Origin of the sequence: Streptomyces sp. NPDC002884 (assembly GCF_040295245.1) — a bacterium.
Taxonomy (GTDB): Bacteria; Actinomycetota; Actinomycetes; order Streptomycetales; family Streptomycetaceae; genus Streptomyces.
In genome coordinates this window covers 1-20,208 of sequence record NZ_JBEOVB010000046.1, presented here as the reverse complement: position 1 = coordinate 20,208, position 20,208 = coordinate 1, and the positions used below count along the sequence as shown (strand labels likewise).

Annotated in this window: 16 protein-coding genes and 4 pseudogenes; 15 read left to right on the top strand and 5 right to left on the bottom strand. The window is 67.5% G+C overall.

The features are described from left to right. Window positions 1-96 precede the first annotated feature (96 nt). The gene (locus ABT070_RS42070; protein WP_351768244.1) at window positions 97-537 is read right to left on the bottom strand and encodes a hypothetical protein; all 441 of its coding nucleotides are present in this window, start codon (window positions 535-537) and stop codon (window positions 97-99) included. Window positions 538-899: 362 nt separating this feature from the next. Between ABT070_RS42070 and ABT070_RS42065 the strand changes: the two are divergent. The 3 genes and pseudogenes from ABT070_RS42065 to tpg form a co-directional block, all read left to right on the top strand. Continuing rightward, window positions 900-1,113 (top strand): annotated as a pseudogene (locus tag ABT070_RS42065) (DUF4158 domain-containing protein); the annotation flags it as partial. Between the two features lie 90 nt (window positions 1,114-1,203). After that, window positions 1,204-3,336: pseudogene (gene tap, locus ABT070_RS42060) on the top strand (telomere-associated protein Tap). A 3-nt stretch (window positions 3,337-3,339) separates the two neighbouring features. Further along, on the top strand, window positions 3,340-3,897 hold the full coding sequence (tpg, locus tag ABT070_RS42055) for a telomere-protecting terminal protein Tpg (RefSeq protein WP_351768243.1): 558 nt from the start codon (window positions 3,340-3,342) through the stop codon (window positions 3,895-3,897). 316 nt (window positions 3,898-4,213) lie between these two features. Here the strand turns inward: tpg and ABT070_RS42050 are convergent, their stop codons facing one another. Beyond that, complete coding sequence (locus ABT070_RS42050; protein WP_351768242.1) at window positions 4,214-5,128, bottom strand: NmrA/HSCARG family protein; 915 nt, start codon at window positions 5,126-5,128, stop codon at window positions 4,214-4,216. 101 nt (window positions 5,129-5,229) lie between these two features. Here ABT070_RS42050 and ABT070_RS42045 point away from each other — a divergent pair, with 101 nt between their 5' ends. Continuing rightward, complete coding sequence (locus tag ABT070_RS42045) at window positions 5,230-5,862, top strand: TetR/AcrR family transcriptional regulator (RefSeq protein ID WP_351768241.1); 633 nt, start codon at window positions 5,230-5,232, stop codon at window positions 5,860-5,862. 1,177 nt (window positions 5,863-7,039) lie between these two features. Here ABT070_RS42045 and ABT070_RS42040 read toward each other — a convergent pair. Then, entirely contained in the window at window positions 7,040-9,460 is a 2,421-nt protein-coding gene (locus tag ABT070_RS42040) for a DEAD/DEAH box helicase (RefSeq protein WP_351768267.1), read from the bottom strand. 156 nt (window positions 9,461-9,616) lie between these two features. On the opposite strand from ABT070_RS42040, the gene ABT070_RS42035 reads away from it, so the two are divergent. Both ABT070_RS42035 and ABT070_RS42030 read left to right on the top strand, forming a co-directional pair. Beyond that, window positions 9,617-10,207, top strand: coding sequence for a DUF6417 family protein (locus ABT070_RS42035; protein WP_351768240.1), 591 nt, complete (start codon window positions 9,617-9,619; stop codon window positions 10,205-10,207). 255 nt (window positions 10,208-10,462) lie between these two features. Continuing rightward, complete coding sequence (locus tag ABT070_RS42030) at window positions 10,463-11,437, top strand: endonuclease/exonuclease/phosphatase family protein (protein WP_351768239.1); 975 nt, start codon at window positions 10,463-10,465, stop codon at window positions 11,435-11,437. Between the two features lie 198 nt (window positions 11,438-11,635). Here ABT070_RS42030 and ABT070_RS42025 read toward each other — a convergent pair. Then, a pseudogene (locus tag ABT070_RS42025) lies at window positions 11,636-12,169 on the bottom strand (transposase); the annotation flags it as partial. Between the two features lie 247 nt (window positions 12,170-12,416). Here ABT070_RS42025 and ABT070_RS42020 point away from each other — a divergent pair. From ABT070_RS42020 to ABT070_RS42005, 3 genes are all read left to right on the top strand, one after another. Further along, window positions 12,417-12,734 carry a hypothetical protein gene (locus ABT070_RS42020; RefSeq protein ID WP_351768238.1) on the top strand — a complete coding sequence of 106 codons (318 nt, stop codon included), beginning with the start codon at window positions 12,417-12,419 and terminating at the stop codon, window positions 12,732-12,734. A gap of 249 nt (window positions 12,735-12,983) precedes the next feature. Continuing rightward, window positions 12,984-13,571 (top strand): histidine phosphatase family protein, encoded by a 588-nt coding sequence (locus tag ABT070_RS42015; protein ID WP_351768237.1) that lies wholly within the window; start codon window positions 12,984-12,986, stop codon window positions 13,569-13,571. Between the two features lie 426 nt (window positions 13,572-13,997). Continuing rightward, window positions 13,998-14,797 (top strand): IS5 family transposase gene (locus tag ABT070_RS42005; RefSeq protein WP_351768265.1). Its coding sequence is split into 2 segments (ribosomal slippage): window positions 13,998-14,337 and window positions 14,337-14,797, totalling 801 coding nucleotides; the frame shifts between segments, so codons are not numbered across the junction. A 16-nt stretch (window positions 14,798-14,813) separates the two neighbouring features. Here the strand turns inward: ABT070_RS42005 and ABT070_RS42000 are convergent. Beyond that, window positions 14,814-15,350 carry an SMI1/KNR4 family protein gene (locus ABT070_RS42000; RefSeq protein ID WP_351768236.1) on the bottom strand — a complete coding sequence of 179 codons (537 nt, stop codon included), beginning with the start codon at window positions 15,348-15,350 and terminating at the stop codon, window positions 14,814-14,816. A 131-nt stretch (window positions 15,351-15,481) separates the two neighbouring features. On the opposite strand from ABT070_RS42000, the gene ABT070_RS41995 reads away from it, so the two are divergent. The 6 genes and pseudogenes from ABT070_RS41995 to ABT070_RS41970 form a co-directional block, all read left to right on the top strand. Continuing rightward, window positions 15,482-16,444 carry a transposase family protein gene (locus tag ABT070_RS41995; RefSeq protein ID WP_351768235.1) on the top strand — a complete coding sequence of 321 codons (963 nt, stop codon included), beginning with the start codon at window positions 15,482-15,484 and terminating at the stop codon, window positions 16,442-16,444. An 86-nt stretch (window positions 16,445-16,530) separates the two neighbouring features. Beyond that, on the top strand, window positions 16,531-17,493 hold the full coding sequence (locus ABT070_RS41990) for a transposase family protein (protein WP_351768234.1): 963 nt from the start codon (window positions 16,531-16,533) through the stop codon (window positions 17,491-17,493). A 138-nt stretch (window positions 17,494-17,631) separates the two neighbouring features. Then, window positions 17,632-17,952 carry a hypothetical protein gene (locus ABT070_RS41985; protein ID WP_351768233.1) on the top strand — a complete coding sequence of 107 codons (321 nt, stop codon included), beginning with the start codon at window positions 17,632-17,634 and terminating at the stop codon, window positions 17,950-17,952. A 12-nt stretch (window positions 17,953-17,964) separates the two neighbouring features. Next, entirely contained in the window at window positions 17,965-18,732 is a 768-nt protein-coding gene (locus ABT070_RS41980; protein ID WP_351768232.1) for a transposase, read from the top strand. A gap of 162 nt (window positions 18,733-18,894) precedes the next feature. Then, window positions 18,895-19,686, top strand: coding sequence for a class I SAM-dependent methyltransferase (locus tag ABT070_RS41975; RefSeq protein ID WP_351768231.1), 792 nt, complete (start codon window positions 18,895-18,897; stop codon window positions 19,684-19,686). A 371-nt stretch (window positions 19,687-20,057) separates the two neighbouring features. Beyond that, a pseudogene (locus tag ABT070_RS41970) lies at window positions 20,058-20,208 on the top strand (alpha/beta fold hydrolase); the annotation flags it as partial.

Below are 20,208 nucleotides of genomic sequence, written 5' to 3'. Positions count from 1 at the left end.
AGCCCCGCTTTACCCCCCACCGCAACGTCCTACGAAGACCACCGGTCGGACCGGCTGCCGCCACGGTGAGGGTTTACGCCTCGATCGTCACGTCGGTCACCTGGTCTTCCGTGTCGAAGCGGACCGCGGGCCAGTAGCCGCGTCCATGACGTGCCGCCCGCAGGAATCGGTGAGATGCAGGACGACGTCCATGCCGTCATCGACCACGATGGTGTCCAGCAGGAGATAGGCCTGGGCCTGGCCCAGTTCCTCCTCGGTCACAGGGGACACACTGAACTCGAGGACGACCGCCTCCACCGCTCGCCGACACAGCGCTGTGCTGCGCTCGACGGCACGGCGGAGCCGGGGAAGCAGACGCTGCGCCTCTGCGGCGCCCTCGGTGTCCAGGAGCAGGACGACGGTGCGGCCATGGCTGAGGAGCCGGGGACGCGAGCGGCGGGCCTTGCGTTGGGCCGGGACAGCCGGGAATCCTTGGCCGCCGTCGACCGGCTGGCAGCTGGCGAGGAGGCCGTGGTGCACGGCGGGGGTGGCGCTCACGCGCAGGGTGTAGCCACTGGCCGCGCCGTACGGTCACCCCTTGATCGAGCGCGGCCTGGCTCGGCGGGTTCCAGTTCGGCCGCGCGCAGGAAGTCGGCGACCGTGCCCGGCATGTCGACGGTGACGGGCAGCTCCGGGGCTGAGGTGTCCCCGTCGGCGGTGATGTGCTGGGGCATCAGGTCGGCGACTGCGGTGCGGACGGCGCCGCGGCTGACACAGTGTTCGCGGGCGAGGGCGGCGATGGACCGGTTCTCCGGCCTCGGGGATCAGTGGAAACGTGGTTATCGTGAGAACGATCATGTTCTGAGGGCCGGTATCACGGAAGGGATCTTCCGCGCAGGTGTTCGGGTGATGGCTAACTGATCCGGCGTCAGCGCGGCTATCCTTCGGCCCGTGCCGGAGCGTACGGACGGTTCGTGGGAAAGTCGACCCGCCCGGAGCTGGAGCGGTTCTTCTTCCTGGACGAGGTCGACCGGGACCTGATCGCGCTGCGGCGCCCCCCGTTACCAGCTCGGCTTCGCGGTTCAGATATGCACCGTCCTGTACGTGGGCCGGTTCCTCTCCATGGACCACCTGGGTCTCAACATCCATCATCCGTAAGGGTTACGTGAATGGGTTAAGCAGTGGGCTAAAAGTTGCTAGGTTGGGGCGAGGAGGGAGGCCATCGTGGCAACCGAGGAAGAGCTTTTCGCGAGCGTAGACGCGCTGTTGGAGGAGGAGCCGCACCTGCCGCCGCCACCGGAGCGTGCCCGGTTGCGTGAGGCCGCCGGCATCACGCAGGCCCGTCTCGCGGCCGCGATGAAGACGTCGACCCAGTCGGTGAAGAACTGGGAGAACGGACGTAGCGAGCCGAAAGAGCCGCGCCTGTCGGCGTACCGGCGGCTGCTGGACGGGTGGGCGGCGAAGTATCCCGCGCACAGCGCCCCCGCCGTCCCCCTTTCGGCGGCCCCCCATCGCCGCACCCCAGCCAGAGGTGCCGACAACGTTCACCGGTCCAGCCGCCCCCGAGGTCGCGGAGACGGAGAACGCTGCGATGCCAGCTGGCGCTGACGATCCGGCTGTCGCCGAGCGGTCGGCTGCTGGCCGACCGGCGGTATCGCGACGCCCGGCCCCGAAGAAGACCGCCGGACCCGCCCTGGACTCGCGGTCCCCGCACGGTCCGCTCGCTGTGCTGGACGGCGTCGGCTCCGCCTACGGAGTCGACGGGATTGTGCTCGACTGCCCCGCCCGCACCATCCCCGAATTGGTGGAGTGGACCCTGAAGGAGTCAGGTCTCGGTGCGCCCAAGCTGCACCGCAACGGCAAGGACTCCGACCCGCTGATCATCCTGACCGCCGCGGCCGCCGTGAAGCTCGGACTCCCTGAGCGCCTGGAGGGCCACGAGCAGCGCCGCTCCCTGCGCCTGCCCGCCGATCACCCGGTGGTCAAGCAGGTGGCGAAGGCGAGGTGGCAGCTGACCCGGCGCGGGTTCGGCCCCTGGGCGCGGATCTACCGCAAGGTCCAGGGCCGCGAGCGGCAGTGCGTACAGTTCGCGGTGCTGTCCTGGGACGCCCTCGATGAGCGGTCCTGGCCCGGTGTTGCGGACATGGAGCCGGCCGACATCGCCCGCGTCCTGGGCGTCTACGCCCAGCGGGTGATCACCCCGCGGGGCTCCACGGCCGTATCCGGGCTCGAGCTCATGACAGCGCTGCGCCCGCCCACCCGGGCCGTACAGGACCGCGCGACCGGGAACTGGGTCTCCGGCCACAACCCCGGCAGCCTCGGGACGGAGCCGATGGACCCGGCGCCGCCGGAGGCCACCGCCGAGCACCCGGTCGTCGTCAATTCCGGCTGGACGGGCGGCTTCCTTAACGAGGAGGCCTACCAGTGGGTGCGCGACGTCGACCTGCTCAGCGATGAGGAGTGCACGCTGCCGTATGCGGTCGGCCTGGACCTGAACACGGCGTTCCTCGCCGCTGCGGCCCGCCTGGTCGTCGGCCTGTCCGCCGCCGACTACTTCCACGCCCCCGCCTTCAACCCGAAGATCCCCGGCTCCTGGCAGGTCGACCTCTCCCACATCGAACTCGACCCGCGTCTGCCGAGCCCGTTCACCCCGGACGGCACCCGGCCGACGGGGCCGGCCTGGTACCAGACGCACACCGTCGCCTACGCCCAAGAGCTCGGCTACAACGTCACACCGATCGAGGCCTACCTGCGGCGCGAGAGCGGCGCGTACCTGGACCCGTGGCACGACCGCCTCAAGACCGCCTACGTCGACACCCTCGCCGACCTCGGCGTCACCAAAGACCTGGACGACCGTTCCTCGCCGCGATGGAGCGGCACAAGCAGGCCGACCCGGCGATGGCCGCCGTGCTGGCCGCGATCAAGGCGACGGTGAAGGGCGGCGTCGGGAAGCTGCGCGAGCGCCCCCAGGGCAAGTCCTACAAGCAGGGGGAGCGGTGGCCGGCGCTGGAACGCCCGACCTGGCGGCCCGACATCCGCGCCGCCGTCATCTCCAAGGCGCGGGTGAACATGCACCGCAAGCTCTCCAACATGGCGAAGATGACGGGCCTGTTCCCGCTCGCGGTGCTGTCCGACTGCGTCGTCTACCCCTCGCCGGGGGAGAGCCCGCTCGACTTCCTCCCCTACGCCGCGTCCGGCAAGCCGCAGCCCGGCGGGTTCCGCCTCGGGCCCACGCCGGGCCTGGCGAAGCTCGAGGGCGTGCAGACGATGCTGTGGGCGGTCGACCTGATGGAGCAGGGCCTCAACCCAGCCCGTCACATCAAGGGCGGCGACGCCGTCCTGGACGAAGGAGAGTAGGCCGTGGGGGAGATCGAGGACGCCATCGAGCGCGCCGACCGCGAGTCGTTCACCCAGGAGCCGCCCAGAACGCTGAAGGGCCGCATCGGCTTCCTGATCCGCCAGTTGGGAAGTGCTAAAGCCGTGGCGGCGGAGATCGGTGTCACAGCCGACTCGGTCAACCGCTACCGGCGCGGCGCCCGCAAGCACCCGCCTCCGGACATTGCGGCGAAGGTCGATGAGGCGGTGCGGCAGCGCTGGCAGCCCCGGGTCCGCAAGCGCCGCCGCTGGCAGGCCGCCACCGCCACGGGCGTCACGGTGGAGACGAGGGCCCGCTTCGGCTACACCGCACCCGTCGGCACGACCGATGACGGCCGCTTCCGCCGGCTCACCGTCCACCTCCCCCCGGCCTACGCCCAGCGCCTTTTCGACGCCCGCGACCAGGGCGCCGGCGACCAGGAGATGCGCGCGATCATCGCCGAAGGCTTCAAGGACATCTACTTCCAGGACGGCGGGGCGCGTGCCCGGGGCCTCAGTGACGTCGAGATCAACGACATCGACTACCTCGATCTGGACTACTGATGACGCCGACGGAAAGCGATCTACCCATCCCCTCCTCTACGGTTTCTCGTCGCGCGTACCTGAGCCGAAGCACGTTAGTTGTCACATAGGCGGGCTTGCTGTCACCGGAGGTTTCGACCAGGTAGCGGTTGCGGTAGACGAATCCGTGGTCGGTCGTCACCGTCTCCGGGGCGAAGGCCGGCAGGCCGGCAGGCCGGCCAACGGGTGCCCGGCGAATCCGGTAACCACCGCGGCGGGGGTGCCGGGCAGGACACTCCAACTTCTCGCCCCAGTTCGCCCCGGCGGGCGCTGCCGAAGGTCATAGCGCCGAGTACCCCTAGCCGGACACAGGTGTCAACTGCTCATCCGCCCACTCGGCGAAGGTAGTGAGCGGGATGTCCAACTCCCGGGCGAATGCGGGCCGGGCGGGCTGGAGGACCACGTTGTTCCACTCGTGTCCGGCTCCCCACCTCGGCATGCCCGCGTCGAGGGCCTCTTCCATGTTCATGGAGGGCGCGGTCATGGGCACGCCCCAGGCTGCGGACAAGGTCTGCGCGATCTGCTCCATCGTGCGCAGGTCACCGGCCAGTTCCAGTTCCACCTGGTGGAACCGGTCGGGGTCTCGGAGTGCGTGCGCCGCGGCCGTGCCGATGTCCCGCACGGCCACCAGGGCCAGTTCGGTGTCCGGCTTCAGTACCGTCAGCAGTCCGCCGCCGGGCCCCTTGGGCGCCAGCAGGGGCAGGTTCTCCATGAAGAAGGCGGGCTTGATCACCGTCCAGCGGGCAAAACCCGCACCACGCACCGCCTCCATGATCGCCTGCTTGGTGTGGAAGTAGTCCGCCATCGCCGCCCAGCGGCCCTCGGCCCAGCCGGCGACCCGGGTGTGTTCACCGACTCCACTGGTCGAGGACTGCACGAACTGCCGTACTCCTCCGGCCTTCGCCGCGTCCACCAGGTTGGTGGCCTGGGCGAGTTCGCTCGCGAAGTCCACGCTGGTCTCGGTCATGGGCGGCATCTGCACCGAGAACACCGCGCGGACCCCCTCGACCGCCGGGCCGAGGGAGGCCCGGTCGGAGAGATCCGCCCGCACCAGTTCGGCGCCCAGCGCCCCGATCGCCTGGGCAGGCTTCGACCAGGGATCGCGTACGAGCGCACGTACAGGCACCTCGGCGGCCAGAAGTGCGCGAGCCGTGGCCCCGCCTTGCTGGCCGGTGGCGCCGGTGACCAGGACGATATCGCTGTTGCTGGGCATGCTTACCGCTCCTCGCGGATCGGAGAGACAAAACGGCGGGGCCCGCCGTTTTGCATGCTGCTAAGATATGGCGGAGCCCGCCGTTTAGCAATGAGGAGATCATGACCGGTCAGCGCTCAGACGCCCGACGCAACTATCAGCGCATCCTCGCCGTCGCCGAAGCCGAGGTCGCCGCGCACGGCGCCGAGGCATCCCAGGAGCAGATCGCCCGCACCGCAGGCGTCGGTTCGGCGACCGTACGCCGTCACTTCCCCACCCGCCGTGCCCTTCTCGAAGCGGTCTTTCAGGAGCGCATCGAGGGCCTATGCGAGCGCGCCCGCCAGCTGAGTGCGACCGAGGACGGCCGCACCGCACTCCTGGAGTGGCTCCACGCCTTCGTCCTCTACGCCGTCTCAGCCCGTGGATTCGCCCATATCCTCAGCTACGAGCCCCCCACCGAAAAACCCTCCCCGAACAGCTGTGGCAGCAGAATCGAAGCGGCCGGAACTCCCCTGCTCCAGCGGGCCATTCGCGACAATGCGGTTGCACCGCACGTCACCTTTCACGACCTGCTGACCCTCTCCGTCGGCATCGCCCTGGCCACCGAGCACCACACAGACCCCGGTACCCAGGCCGGCCGCCTCTTCCGCCTCGCTGTGGAAGGGCTCAGCCCTGAGCAGGGCACAGCCGGGGTGCCCGGGGACTCCGGCCCTTCGGCACTAGTGACAGAAAGTCTGCCGGATGAGCGCGTGTGACAAGTGGGATGCCTTATCCGTGACAACCAAGCTGCCTCGGCCGCCCCTCTCCGCCAGCTCATCCGGCGTCGCCGGTGACAACCCCTGAGCTTCGGTTCACCGCCTCTACCGCTTCGCGTCGCGCGTACCGTGGCGGGAGGACCTGCCAGGAGGTGCCGATGAGTGCGCAGCCCGACCAAGCCCCCGCCCCGCCGGCCCCGGCCGCCCAACTGCACGCCGACCGCCGCGCCGACACCTGGGTGCCGGCCTTCGAACGGGACTGGCCAAGGCCCTGAAGGGCTCCCGCCACAGCTACAGCCTCACCCCGCTGCACGACATCGTGCGCACCTGGCAACTGCGCCTCCCCTCGACCCCGGCACTCGATGCCTACATGGACGCCGGCCGGGACGAGAGCGGCTTCGTTGACCTGGACGACATCCTCGGCGCGCGCTCGCGACCGATTCACGGTGGACGGTACGTCTGTCCCCGCAGAAGGCAAAAGGGCTCACCGAGATTCCCGCGCCCGCCAAGGAGATGGTCCGCGACGCCTTGGACATCGCCGTGCGATCTCCGTCGGGCTGGCCTGGAATGCCAGGGACCCGGGAGGAGAGGACATCCGCGCCGCCTCCATCGGACAGCTGTCCGTCGTCTATGTGGTCAACCGGCTGACCCGCGTCTGTCCGTCCTGGACACCGTCTGGATCGGCTGACAAGACAGCCGCTCCGGCCGGTTCCTTGCGCGATGTCGGTCACCGTCTCCTTCGGCTGCGCTTACGCTGACCACGGGTCACGATGTGCGCGGATGGCTGTGCCCCACCACCCCGGCCGGCTGCCCTCGGGCGGCTGCGCCGAACAACATGCCTCTGCCATGTATGCCGGGAGGATGGGTACTCGCGCACTTGCGTACGGGGAATGAGGGGAAAGATCAGTGGGATCCCATGCCGACGGTGAGGGCTGTACCAAGCCGGATGAGTACCTGATGCGCGCCGGCTACGCCCTGGACGGGGCCAACGGCTGCAGGCCAGCAGGTCAGCTTCGTCGGCCAGGGCCAGAGGGGCATTCAGGTCGAGAACATCATTCCCTCTAGACGCACGGCACAGTGCATCCCGCACCACGAAACTGTGGGGTGCACTGCTGATCTCCGCGCCGCGCCCGCGCCATGGGTTGAATCGGTTCCGGATTTGCGGCCGCCAGACTGGTCAACCCACCTCAGCGCTTCGCATCCTTGGATCCCCCTGCAATGCCCAGTCGAGTCCGAGGTCGGCCAGCGCTTGGAGCTTGTCCGCCGCCAGATTGGCGCGCCGGCTTTTGCTGTTGCTCAAAAACACCCCGAGCTTGACCTCCGTGCCGTCCTCCAGTCGTTCTAGGTGGGCCCTAGGGACCTTCACGGAGCCCGTGCGTGACTTGTATCGCGCGAGGGCCGCTACGCCTCGCGCGAAGGCTCCCGCGGGCATCGCGGACGGTTTGCCGGGCTCTTTCGGCGCCGGGGGCAAGGGCGTGATGCCGAGCTGATTGAGGCGCCCTTGCTGCGCATCCGTCAGAGCTTGCCAGACTCCCGGTCTCCGCTGCCTGGCCAGCCACTTCCCGATGTCCATGCCGTGGACCGTGAAGCCTGGCAGGACGTCGGCCTGGCCCTCCTCGTCGGCCACCAGTTCGCGCAGCGCAGCGTAGTGGCGTTGCCAGTCCGCCGGCCATGCCGGGTTCCAGTCCTTATCGACCTTCTTCAGCGCCGTCTCCCATTCCGGGTGGCCCTCCAGCGCGCCCGGGCGGCGCAGGTTGCTCAACCATTGTCCGATCGGCCGGTCCAGGGCGGTGGCGGTGCGGGGTGCGCACAGGGACCAGTGGTCCTTGTAATAGGCGCGGGCGGCCTCGAGGTTCTCCTGGAACCGCTCATCGGCCATGGACCACACCATGCCCAACTGCTCGAGCCGTCGGGCGCGCTGACCGGTCATCTGCCCGGCCCCGTAGGCCCGTCGTTGCTCCGCGACCCACTGGCCAAGGGGCGTCGCGCCTTCCTTGTGCCCGTAAGGCACTCGGGCGTGATGCTCACGCTCCGTGAATTTCTTGAGGGCGACCCAACCGCGGGCCCAGTCCTGCTTCTCGGTGTCGATCACGTTGAAGGACACCCACTCTGCGACCATCACCGGGTCCCTGGGGGCCGCGAAGCGCAGCAACAGACGGGATTCTTCCCCGCCTTCCTCCGGCGCTGCGCCGATATGTGCGGATGGTTGCGCTACGCCCTTCTGCGGTTCTTGCGGGATCGCGAGCAATTCGACCGCTTCTTCGTCGTGAGCGCGCAGACCTTCCAGTACCTTCACCAGAGGCCGATACGAGCCGGAGGTGAACATGTCTTCTGGCTCTTCTCCGGGCTGGAGAAATACCGGCACGATGAGAGAGGCGAGTTTTTCTTGGCCGGGCTTTTGCCGTAGTGCGCGGCCGATGGCCTGGACGATGTCGTGCGGCGCCCCCTTCGGGTCCAGCAAGGCGATGCTGTCCACAGCTCTGATATCGACCCCCTCACCCAGGACGCGACAGTTACTCAGCACGGCGCGCTGGGCCGTGGATGCGAAGCCGCCCAGGACCTCCCGCCGGCGCTCGGGGGCGTGTTCGCCGCACAGCCAGTCCGCCCACAACCTCGACGGGTACCGATCCGGCTGATCCGCGTGCAGCCTCGCCGCCACCCGCGCCAAACCCTCCGCGTACGCCTGGGCTTCTATCGTCCGGTGATGGAAGGTGATGCACGTCTGGAGGCTGTGCTGCTCCATCGTGTGCAGGAGCGCCGCCTGGAGCGCCCCGAGGCGCTGCCCGCGCACCTCCTCACCACCCCGGTCTTCGCTCATCAGTCGCTCGGGCGTGACAACGGGGTCCTTCAGCTCGAGGACGATGATCTGATACCGCGCCAGCAGGCCCCGGGAGACGGCAGATGAGAGGGACAACTTATAGAGCACCGGGCCGAACACGGCCTCGTCGTCCATGGAGGCCGCCATCTCCCGAGGCAGCGGGTCACGGACTCCCTCGGACACCTCCTGGCTGAGCCGCTCCTCCCAGATCCGCGGCGTCGCCGTCATATACAGCCGCCGGTAAGCCGGGATGATCCTCTGGTCGTGGATGTCCGCCCACGCTTTCCCCATCGACCCGGACGTCCGGTGCGCCTCATCGATCACGGCGAGGTCCACCGGGGCCAACTGCTGGCCGTAGACGCCCTCGAACGCCTCCGCGAGCACGCCCAGGGACGCGTACGTGGCGTAGATGGTCACGGGGCCCTGGCTGTGCCACAGCGCCAGCTGGATCGGATTGGTGGTGCACCGCATCCGCAGGTTCCACAACTCCGGATCATCCTGGAGCGAGCACACCGCAACCGCCAGCCCCGAATGCCCGGCCTCATGCCACGCCCTCACCGTCTGGACCAGCAGGTCCAGCGTCGGCACCAGAACCAGCACCCGCCCCTTGGGCACGAGGCGCCTTGCCGACGCGGCGGCGATGACGGTCTTGCCCGTCCCGCACGCCGCATGCACCTGCCCGCGCAGCCCACGGGGAGGAATGCCGCCCGGCGGGATGTCGAAGCCACGCACGACAGCACCGACAGCCTCGACCTGATGGGCACGCAGCTTCACCGTCATCTTCATGCTCTCCTTGAGCCTCCGCGTGGTGGGCAAGTCACACGATCGCATGAGAGCGGAGGAAGAACGTCTCGCGTTCCTCCCGTAGTGCGGCACCCTCGTGTCGGAAGTACGGCCGCCCCGGGTGGCCGGAGGCGACAGGCATGGGGTGGCGGGGTGCAGGGCGACAGAACGCTCGAGGTCCTCAGGGCAGTGCGGGCATGCCAGGAGAACGCCGAACACGGCTGGGTGCTGGATGAGGCGGCACCGTCGTTACAGCGGCGTGCGCGCGTCCTGGTGAGCCAGGGGCTCGTGGAGACAGCTAGCCGGGAGACCCGTGCGGAGCTGTCGGCATGGGAGGGCCGTCCGGTGCGCTGGGCGGTCCGCCTGTCGGCAGCCGGGCACGACCTGCTCGCCTACGCCGGTGTCCGGCCGGCTCCGGCATCCTGCGAGGCGGGGCTCGGACAGCGGTCGGTGGAGTTGGCACCGTCGCAGATGGCGGCGCTGCGCGTGTTCGTCGGCCTGGCTGGCCAGCTGAAATCACCGCCGGTGACGGGGCTTGCCGAACAGGTCCGCACGGCCACGTACAACCGCAGTGCCCGACGGTGGCAGCTCCATCTGTCCCAGGAGCAGATGGAGTCGGCGGCGTACGGGTTCTGGCTGCACCGGCTGACCGGATCCGCTGCGGAGGCCAATCGCTTCGGACGCGACTACGACGTCCTGCACCGCCCGAAGGCGGAAAGCGGCGCGCCTCCTGCAGTCCTGTAGGCGACTGGTACGCCTCGGCCGCATCGGTGCCATCTGGCGCGCAGTTCGCATTCCAACCCTCGTTGACCGCCGCTCCTCAGCCGTCGGCCATGAGCGGGGGCCTGGCCGTGGACTTGAGGAGGAACGCTGACGGTTGTGCAGTCGATCGGACGACGACACGTTCCCGACGACTCGGCTGTCACCTCAATGGGCTCTTGCCTGGCCCCGGTGTCTCTCCGACTCTCAGTGCATAGGCTCTGCGAAGGGGAGGCCCACGTGCCGACGGAACCTGATGTCCTGGCGCCGCCGCAGCGGGTTGCCGCGCGGCTCTCGCGCTGGGAGGAGACACTTGATGCGCTGGTGTCGCCGAACCGCGGGACGAGTCTGCGGATCGCGACCTGGAACCTGCGGGCGTTTTCCGGTCTGACCAAAGCCTGGACGAGCCCTGAGGGCGCGTCCCCGAAGCGGAACTTCACCGACGTGCACCTGATCGCCGCTGTGGTGCGTCGGTTCGACGTGGTCGCGGTGCAGGAGGTACGTGGGAATCTGCGGGCCCTGCGGCACCTGATGAAGGTACTGGGCGAGGACTGGGCCTTCATCCTCACCGACGTGACCGAAGGCAAGGACGGCAACGATGAACGGCTGGCGTTCCTGTTCGACACGCGACGGGTCAAGCCTTCAGGGCTGGCCTGCGAACTGGTGGTCCCCATCGAGAAGGACGCGGGCGTATCAGCGGGAGAGCTGGGCCGCCAGTTCGCCCGCACCCCCTACGCCGTCAGCTTTCTGTCCCAGGGCCAGACGTTCACTCTGGTCACGCTTCACGTCCTCTACGGCGAGGAGGCCGCCGAACGGGTCCCGGAACTGCAAGCGATCGCCAACTGGTTGGCTGGCTGGGCGGAACGCGAATTCGGCTGGGACCACAACCTCATCGCACTCGGCGACTTCAACATCGACCGCGCCGACGACCCACTGTTCAAAGCCTTCACCTCCACCGGCCTGATCCCAGCTCCACAACTGGCGGGACTTGCGCGGACCGTCTTCGACGACCCCGGAGCGGAGCACTTCTACGACCAGATCGCCTGGTTTACCAAGGGACAGAAACACCGGCCGGTCCTGACACTGGAAGCAGGGTCCGGCGGCCACGTGAACTTCGTGCCCGAACTCCAGGGCGATCACAGCCTGACCGACCTATCCTGGCACATCTCCGACCACTACCCCATGTGGGTCGAATTCGCGATCCCCACCCCGTGACTTGCTTGGCGACCGTACAGTCAAAGGCTTCAACGCAGTCCAGAGAGACATCCTGCCCAGGCCCGCGGGGAGGCGGACCGCATGAGCCGTCTGCTGGAGCAGCTGTACCGCCCGTCCGGCAATGCAGAGGTCCAGGACGTCCAGCCTGGCTTCTTCTCCCGCTCCGCCTCACGTCTGCGCCCGGGCCGCCGATGGCTGGTGCTGGCGGTGGACGCCGTCGACCAACACCTTGCGGACGCGGGGATGCTCGGCGGCTACCTGGTCGAGGAGGTGGGTGCCGACAACGGATTCCTGGACGCCGGCCGCTGTGACCAGTACCGCGAGGCGAAGGCCGATGGTATCGGTGACGATGCTCAGCTTCCTGCCTACAGTCTTCTTGCCTGCGTCGATGCCCTGGCCGGCGGCGGGGACGCTGGTGGAGGTCTTGATGCTCTGAGCGTCGATTACGCAGGCGGGCGGCTCGGCATCCCGTCCTTCCCTATGCCGCAACAGATGCCAGAGCAGGCCGCTGAGTTGGGCGAACAGGCCTTCCTGCTGCCACTTCGTGAGGTAGTCGTAGACCGTGTTCCAGCGCGGGAAGCCATGCGGGAGGTAGCGCCGCTTAACGCCGGTCCGGTCCACACATCAGATCGCGTCCATACTGTCGCGCAGGTCGTGCACGGGCGGCCGCCCGGAATTCAGGGCCCTGCCACGGCGCTCGAAGCGCCAGGCCGCCAGCACCGGCTCGATCAACTCTCAACGGGCATCGGACAGATCACTCGGATACGCACGACGTTCCGTCATGGCGTTGGCGTACCGCTGAACTGGGGAGTGCGCCCAGGCGTGCGGTCCGCCTCACGAAAGCGCAAAGCCGACTCCGATTACCGACCTTGTGCTCAGGCATCCAGGAGGGGCTTGAGCTTTTGATGTTCGATCTCGTGTACGGAGCCGGGGGCGACCGCCTGGACCGCGCTGCTCGCGTCCTGGCTAAATTGATCGCATGAACCCCTTGCTGCCTCTGCACATAGCCGACCTAATGGCTAAGACACCGAAGATCAAGGTCATCAAGGAACTGCGGTCGTTGACCGGCTTCTCCTTGGAGACTGCCAAGGGATTCTGCGACGCCGTGGAAGGTCGACGTTTCCTCCGCGAGCAGGTCCAACCCGAGTTCGGAGGTGGCAGCCTCGTCTCACGAATCCGGCTGCTGCAATCCGACGAGGGCCATCTCGAGGCCGTCAGGCTGGTGCAGGACGAGACCGGCGTGACCAGCGTGGAGGCTCGCCAATTCATCGCTTCCCTGGACACAACCGCCGACTGAGTACCTGCCGGCCTGGACCAGCAACCCAGCCACGCGGAGCAGACCTGGGCGCCTTGGGGTGCGACGGACGTAAGACGACTGCCGCCCCCGATGTCACACCATCCGCCTCGCGAAGGTCAGGGAACGACCTCTTTGAGGCCATCTCATTGGTGTGCCCACCGCAGACGATGAGGGACCGGAGGCGAAGGTGAAGGTGAATGCGAAGGAAACCGTCTCGGCGTGCCACAAGATCAGATAGCGTGCGCGGCCATGGGTGAGCTGATAGTGATCAGGCACGGCCAGACCGAGTGGAGTCTGTCGGGCCGGCACGCTGGACGGACCGACGTTGCTCTGACCGAGGCGGGCGAGGCTGCGGCCAGTGCTCTTGCTCCGAGGCTGGCCCACCGCCGCCTGGTTGCCGTGTTGAGTAGCCCGCTGCGCCGCGCCATGCGGACGGCCGAGCTCGCCGGCCTGACCGGCGCCAAGCCCGATCCCAACCTGGTGGAGTGGGACTACGGCGGCTACGAAGGCCTGACCGCCGAGCAGATCCGCGAGGCGAGGCCAGGCTGGGACCTGTGGCGCGACGGTGTCATTCCCGGTGACGCCGACCACCCAGGCGAGGAGCTCGAGCAGGTGGCCGCGCGCACGGACGCGGTGCTGGACCGCATCCGTGCGCTGCTGAGCGAGGGCGATGTCGCCGTGGTTGCACACGGCCACCTGGCGCGTGTGCTCACCGTGCGCTGGCTCGGCCTCGATGCGTGCGCGAGCCGACTGCTCGGCCACCCGCATCCGGGCACTCTTAGCTTCCTGGCCACCGAGGACGGGCAACCCATAATCGCCGCTTGGAACGTCCCGTAGGACAAGGCCGCCGCGTCACATCTGACGTGAGAGGCGTCGGAAGTTCTGAGTGCTGCGGCGATGCCGACGAAGGAGGAAGTACTCGGCCTTGCCTTCGTAGCGGCGGTGAAGTCTGCGCCATCCGGCGAGCCAGGAGACGGTGCGTTCGGCGGTCCAGCGATGGCGTCGCAGCCTCTGGGAGGCCACGGACGCGGGTGTGGGCCAAACTACACCGCGTGGTACTGGACCGGCTCGGTGCAGAAGGCCTGTACTGGTCGGGCTGCGCGGTTGACTCGGCAATCACCGCGCTCTGACGGTCGAGCTGTCGGACCTTCTCTTCGCGAGCCAGCGACGCCCTTTCCCGGTACGTCTCGCTCAGTTGGTTCAGGCACGCGCCGACTAAGACGTCATCTCATTTGGCTGATTAAGCTGCCGGTCGTGGTAGGGATCGTTGAACGGCTGGTGCCGGACGAGTTGTGGGAGCTGTTTCAGCGGGTGGTGCCGGAAGCGCCATCGCGGCCTCAGGGTGGTGGCCGGCGTCGGCACGGCGACCGCGAAGTACTGGCCGCAATCGTCTTCGTGGCGACCTCTGGCTGCACGTGGCAGCAGTTGCCGACCGCCTCGTTCGGGCCGTCCGGCGCGACTGCTCACCGCCGCTTCACCGAGTGGACCAAGGCCCGGGTGTGGGCCAAACTCCACCGCCTGGTCCTCGACGAGCTGGGATCCCGCGGCGAGTTGGACTGGTCCCGGTGCGCGATCGACTCGGTGAATATGCGGGCCCTGAAAAGGGGGAGCTGACAGGCCCGAATCCTGTGGACCGGGGCAAGTACGGGTCAAAGATCCACTTGATCACGGAGCGGACCGGCCTGCCCCTGTCCATCGGGATCTCGGGCGCCAACACGCACGACAGCCAGGCGCTGATCCCGCTGGTGAAGGGCATTCCTCCGATCCGCTCGCGGCGAGGACCCAGGCGACGACGGCCCCACAAACTCCACGCCGACAAGGGCTACGACTCTAACCACCTGCGGCGATGGTTAGCCGGCCGAGGCATCCGGCACCGCATCGCCCGCAAGGGCATCGAGACCTCGCAACGGCTCGGCCGTCACCGCTGGACCATCGAACGCACCATGGCCTGGCTCGCCGGATGCCGACGCCTGCACCGCCGCTACGAACGCAAGGCCGACCACTTCCTGGCTTTCACCAGCATCGCCTGCACCCTGATCTGCTATCGCAGGCTCGACAGATGAGGCAGACCAAGTAACTTCAGAGCCTGCGCAAGCCCGCGCCCCACAGAGCCGAATCCTTCATGCCCTCGGCCCGGCTGTCTGCGCTCAATGCCCTGCGCAGAAACTCCGTCATGCCGCAGTCAAAGCGCGTCCAGGTGTCATCGCCGTGGCTGAAGAGCACCACCGGCCAGTCCTCAGGATTGCCGTGGGTGAGCCAGCAGTACAGGTCAGCACTGCCATCCGCTCCCCAGGTCACCAGATCCTCGGCTGCTGCATCGACGCCCGTAGGTTCGGTGTCCACCCACGTAGCTCGCGTGTCCGCGGTGATGAACCCCATGCCGCCCTTCGGGGCGCCCGGTTCATCACAGGTCTCAGGAGTCACGATGGCAGGAACCAGCACGCCCAGATCCAGGTTCGGCAGGCCACCACCGTAGTGCGCGAGGAACTCCTTGAAGTCCGAGGGGAACACGAGCCCCCAAGCCCTTTGCACGGCCTCCCAGTCAACCAACACCCCCGCTTCGGCTGGCGGAGGTATCAAGCGGATCAGACCAGCGAGCCCAGCGCGGTCAATCATGTCCCTGCTCCATCCGCCTCATCTGCCGAGACGACCTGTATCGGCACCCCGTGCGTCAACTGGGGCCGACACCTTATCTCGGCCAAATGAGATGGCTTCTAACGACCTCGTGCACGGTTGGCCGTTGCCTCGTGCCCGGGCAGCTCGTTGAGCTGTGCATGATGGGGGCTGGGGCGCGCGAATTGATCGTGGCGGAGTACCGGATCACCGGGCTGTCGCCGGTTGTGATCGCTGAACTGATCGCCGAGATAGGGCCGTTATGGCACGAGCAGCATCAGGCGCGCCTGACGGCACGGCCGCGGCAACGGGCGGTAGGAGCCGGTGCGAAGCACCAGTTCGTCTTCGTCGACCGGTTGCTGGCCACGCTGGTGAGTCTGCGCCATGGCACCACTCATGACGTGCTGGCCTGCTGGATCGGCGTGGACCGCTCCACCATCACCCGCGCCGTCGGCGAGGTGCGGCCCCTGCTTGCGCTGCGGGGCTGCACCATCGCGCCGGACGTGCGGCTGCGTAGCCTCGCCGAGGTCGTCGAGTACCTGGGCGCCGACGGCCGGACCGGCATCATCGACGGCACGGAGATCCGCGTGCGACGCCCCGCTGCAGGCCGCAAGGACCGTGACAAGTTCGTCTCTGGAAAGACCAAGCAGAACGCCGTGAAGGCCATGGTCGTCACGGACGCTGAGGGGCGCATGCTGTTCTGTAGCCCGGTCCGACCAGGCAGTTGCGCTGACATCACCCAGGCCCGGCAGCTGGGCTTGGTCCAGCTCCTGGCCGACGGACCGTTCATGGAGATCCTCGCGGATGCCGGCTACCAGGGCATGGGAGCGCAGACCGGCGGGCGGGTGGTGACGCCACCACATCGCAAGTTCAAGAAGAACGCTCCCGCCTGGTACGAGGAACGGCACGAACTCCAGCGCAAAGCGCACTCCTCACGCCGGATCCGCGTCGAGCACGGCATCGCACACCTCAAGAACTGGCGTGCTCTGACCCGACACCTCGGTCGACGCGAGCACATGAGCGACATCGTCCAAGCCGTCGCCGGACTGCTCTCACACCAGCAGACCGCCACCCTCGACCACGGCCTTCGAGCCTGAACACCGACAACGCCACACACCTCGACGTGCCACGGCCTACCGTGCACGAGGTTGTAACGACCTCGTGCACGGTTGGCCGTTGCCTCGTGCCCGGGCAGCTCGTTGAGCTGTGCATGATGGGGGCTGGGGCGCGCGAATTGATCGTGGCGGAGTACCGGATCACCGGGCTGTCGCCGGTTGTGATCGCTGAACTGATCGCCGAGATAGGGCCGTTATGGCACGAGCAGCATCAGGCGCGCCTGACGGCACGGCCGCGGCAACGGGCGGTAGGAGCCGGTGCGAAGCACCAGTTCGTCTTCGTCGACCGGTTGCTGGCCACGCTGGTGAGTCTGCGCCATGGCACCACTCATGACGTGCTGGCCTGCTGGTTCGGCGTGGACCGCTCCACCATCACCCGCGCCGTCGGCGAGGTGCGGCCCCTGCTTGCGCTGCGGGGCTGCACCATCGCGCCGGACGTGCGGCTGCGTAGCCTCGCCGAGGTCGTCGAGTACCTGGGCGCCGACGGCCGGACCGGCATCATCGACGGCACGGAGATCCGCGTGCGACGCCCCGCTGCAGGCCGCAAGGACCGTGACAAGTTCGTCTCTGGAAAGACCAAGCAGAACGCCGTGAAGGCCATGGTCGTCACGGACGCTGAGGGGCGCATGCTGTTCTGTAGCCCGGTCCGACCAGGCAGTTGCGCTGACATCACCCAGGCCCGGCAGCTGGGCTTGGTCCAGCTCCTGGCCGACGGACCGTTCATGGAGATCCTCGCGGATGCCGGCTACCAGGGCATGGGAGCGCAGACCGGCGGGCGGGTGGTGACGCCACCACATCGCAAGTTCAAGAAGAACGCTCCCGCCTGGTACGAGGAACGGCACGAACTCCAGCGCAAAGCGCACTCCTCACGCCGGATCCGCGTCGAGCACGGCATCGCACACCTCAAGAACTGGCGTGCTCTGACCCGACACCTCGGTCGACGCGAGCACATGAGCGACATCGTCCAAGCCGTCGCCGGACTGCTCTCACACCAGCAGACCGCCACCCTCGACCACGGCCTTCGAGCCTGAACACCGACAACGCCACACACCTCGACGTGCCACGGCCTACCGTGCACGAGGTTGTAAGAGTTGTCCCGTAACAGGTGGTGAGGAGGTCTCCGCCAGTGCAGTCTGGTCGTCAGGCTGGATGGAGTGCATGATCGGAGCATGTCGACGCATGAGGTGCTCACCAATGCTGAGCTCGCAGCGATGGGTCAACGCGTGGCCGCCGCGTCGCCCGGCCCCTGGGTCCCAGTGCTGGAGACGCGTACGGCGACGGGCGGTGCGAGTTTCATTCAGGTCAGCCCTGAGGACGGCGAGCTGGACAACGAGCTTTACCTAGACCGGTTCGTTGGAGGCCAGCGGGTAGTCGGCCCTAACGCACAGTTGGACGCCGACATCGACTTCGTCGCGTCGGCCCGGCAGGACATACCCCGTCTGATTGACGAGGTGAGATGGCTGCGCTCCATGCTGGCCGATCAGCAATGAGATGATCTTGATGTGGCTGGTGTGATCACGGCGTCGGAGCCCTCCTGGATAGGCCCGTTCACCGGGCTCAGCCCACGCTGCTTCGGCAGGTTGGCGAACGCGGTACGACGCGAGCATTCGGCCGATGTGCACCGCGGCCGGCCGTGGAGCCTGTCGCTGGAGGATCGCATTCTTCTGGTCACGGCTTACTGGCGCACGAACTTGACGATGCGCCAGTTTGCTCTGCTGTTTGGCATCTCGAAGTCGGCGGCGGACCGGATCATCGACCACCTAGGGCCTTTGCTCGCGCTGCAGCCCAGGAAGCGGTTCCGCAAGGACACCGTGCTCATCGTCGACGGCACCCTGGTTCCCACCCGCGACCACACAGTGGCCGAGCAGTCGAAGAACTACCGCTACTCCACGGCCCACCAGGTGGTCATCGACGCAGACTCCCGCTTGGTCGTGTTGGTCGGCCGGCCTGTCCCGGGCAACCGGCACGACTCCCGCGGCTGGGCGGAGTCCGGCGCCAAGGCCGCCATCGGGAACACCGTGACCATCGCTGACGGCGGTTACCAGGGAACCGGACTGGTCATCCCACACCGGCGCCGCAAGGGCGAGGAACTCCCGGATTGGAAAGAGGAGCACAACCTCTCCCACAAACAGGTCCGCGCCCGCGTCGAGCACACATTCGCCCGTATGAAGGGCTGGAAGATTCTGCGCGACTGCCGCCTCAAGGGCGACGGCGTCCATCACGCGATGCTCGGCGTCGCCCGCCTGCACAACCTCGCCCTCGCCGGATAGACGAACAAACCACAGCTCGGCTGTCCCTACCTCACCCTGAGTCAAGATCATTACGGGACAAGCCTTAATTTCGTTGAGCCCGCACCCTGCAATCGTGTTGGCTAGCGGCACCGAACTGTCAGTACCGCAGGTGTCCGCTTAGCTGCAGCAGGGGAGTTAAAAGTGCAGGACATTGCTGTCGACCCCGTTGCCCACAATCGGGCAGCCTGGGACAAATGTGTCCAAGAGGGCAACGAGTGGTCGAGGCCGGTGAGTGCTGAGGATGTCGAGCGCGCCCGCATGGGCGACTGGTCGATTGTTCTTATCGGGCGTGAGCCAGTCGACCGCTCCTGGCTGCCGACGGACCTGACCGGCAAGGACGTGTTGTGCCTGGCTTCCGGCGGTGGCCAGCAGGGTCCGATCCTCGCCGCCGCAGGGGCGCGGGTCACCGTGTTCGACAACTCACCCCGCCAGCTCGGCCAGGACCAGATGGTGGCGGCGCGTGACGGACTCGAGCTGCGCACCGTCCTAGGCGACATGCGCGACCTCGGCGCCTTCGGCGACACAACATTCGACGTCGTATTCCATCCGGTCTCTAATCTATTCGTACCAGACTTGGCACCGGTGTGGCGTGAGTGCTTCCGCGTCCTGCGGCCGGGCGGGACTCTGCTCGTGGGCTTCCTCAATCCTGATGCGTACTTGTTCGACCACGAGGCGCTCGACGAGCGCGGCGAACTGATCGTCGTGCACAAGCTGCCGTACAGCGATGTCACGCAGTACTCCGCCGAGGAACGCGCCACGAAGTTCGGCGCGGATGCGCCTCTTGAATACAGCCACACCCTCACCGACCAGATCGGCGGGCAACTTGCCGCGGGGTTCGTCCTCACTGGCTTCGTGGAAGCGCCGCACCAATCCAACGCATCCGCTCAATACATGTCGAACTATTTTGCGACGCTGGCGGTCAAGCCGGGCTGACCCGGCCGTGGGGCCGGCCGAGACGGCCGTGTCTCCGAATGGCCAAATGGAGCGCTGTGCCAGCCCGAACCCCCACTAACATCGTGGAGCCCTGAAAGGCCGCCCCTTCATCATCCTCGCCGTGCCCGGATGAGAATGGTGGCGAGGTGGAGTGCGGCCTGCTGTCCTGTCGCGGTGTAGGTGGCATGTAGCGACTCGTTGACCTGTATCACTGCCAGGTGGTTTGAGACTGCCGATGGCTGCTGTTCTCAAACGACCTGGCTTTCGCGGAAGTCCTGCCCGCCGTGGAGACAAAAGTGCTTGGTGATCGTCATCTCCGCGACGACATTTGTACAAGACGGATAGTCGGTGGCCCCGGCATCGTCCTGTACATGGGTAACTACGACGTCAAGCACGCGCACGGGATACACGTGGTCCATGACGGCCCGCGGCAGGCGCCGCCGCTGGTGCTCATCCACGGATCGGGGTCCGCGGGCGGCTCCTGGAGCCCAGTGGTGCCGGCCCTCGCCGGGCGGCACCACG

Excerpts from the sequence above, each read along its gene's own strand:
- ABT070_RS42040 (WP_351768267.1), bottom strand. The coding sequence starts at position 9,460 with ATGACGGTGAAGCTGCGTGCCCATCAGGTCGAGGCTGTCGGTGCTGTC.
- ABT070_RS42000 (WP_351768236.1), bottom strand. The coding sequence starts at position 15,350 with ATGATTGACCGCGCTGGGCTCGCTGGTCTGATCCGCTTGATACCTCCG.
- ABT070_RS42045 (WP_351768241.1), top strand. The coding sequence starts at position 5,230 with ATGACCGGTCAGCGCTCAGACGCCCGACGCAACTATCAGCGCATCCTC.
- ABT070_RS42015 (WP_351768237.1), top strand. The coding sequence starts at position 12,984 with ATGGGTGAGCTGATAGTGATCAGGCACGGCCAGACCGAGTGGAGTCTG.
- ABT070_RS41985 (WP_351768233.1), top strand. The coding sequence starts at position 17,632 with ATGTCGACGCATGAGGTGCTCACCAATGCTGAGCTCGCAGCGATGGGT.
- ABT070_RS42050 (WP_351768242.1), bottom strand. The coding sequence starts at position 5,128 with ATGCCCAGCAACAGCGATATCGTCCTGGTCACCGGCGCCACCGGCCAG.
- ABT070_RS42020 (WP_351768238.1), top strand. The coding sequence starts at position 12,417 with ATGAACCCCTTGCTGCCTCTGCACATAGCCGACCTAATGGCTAAGACA.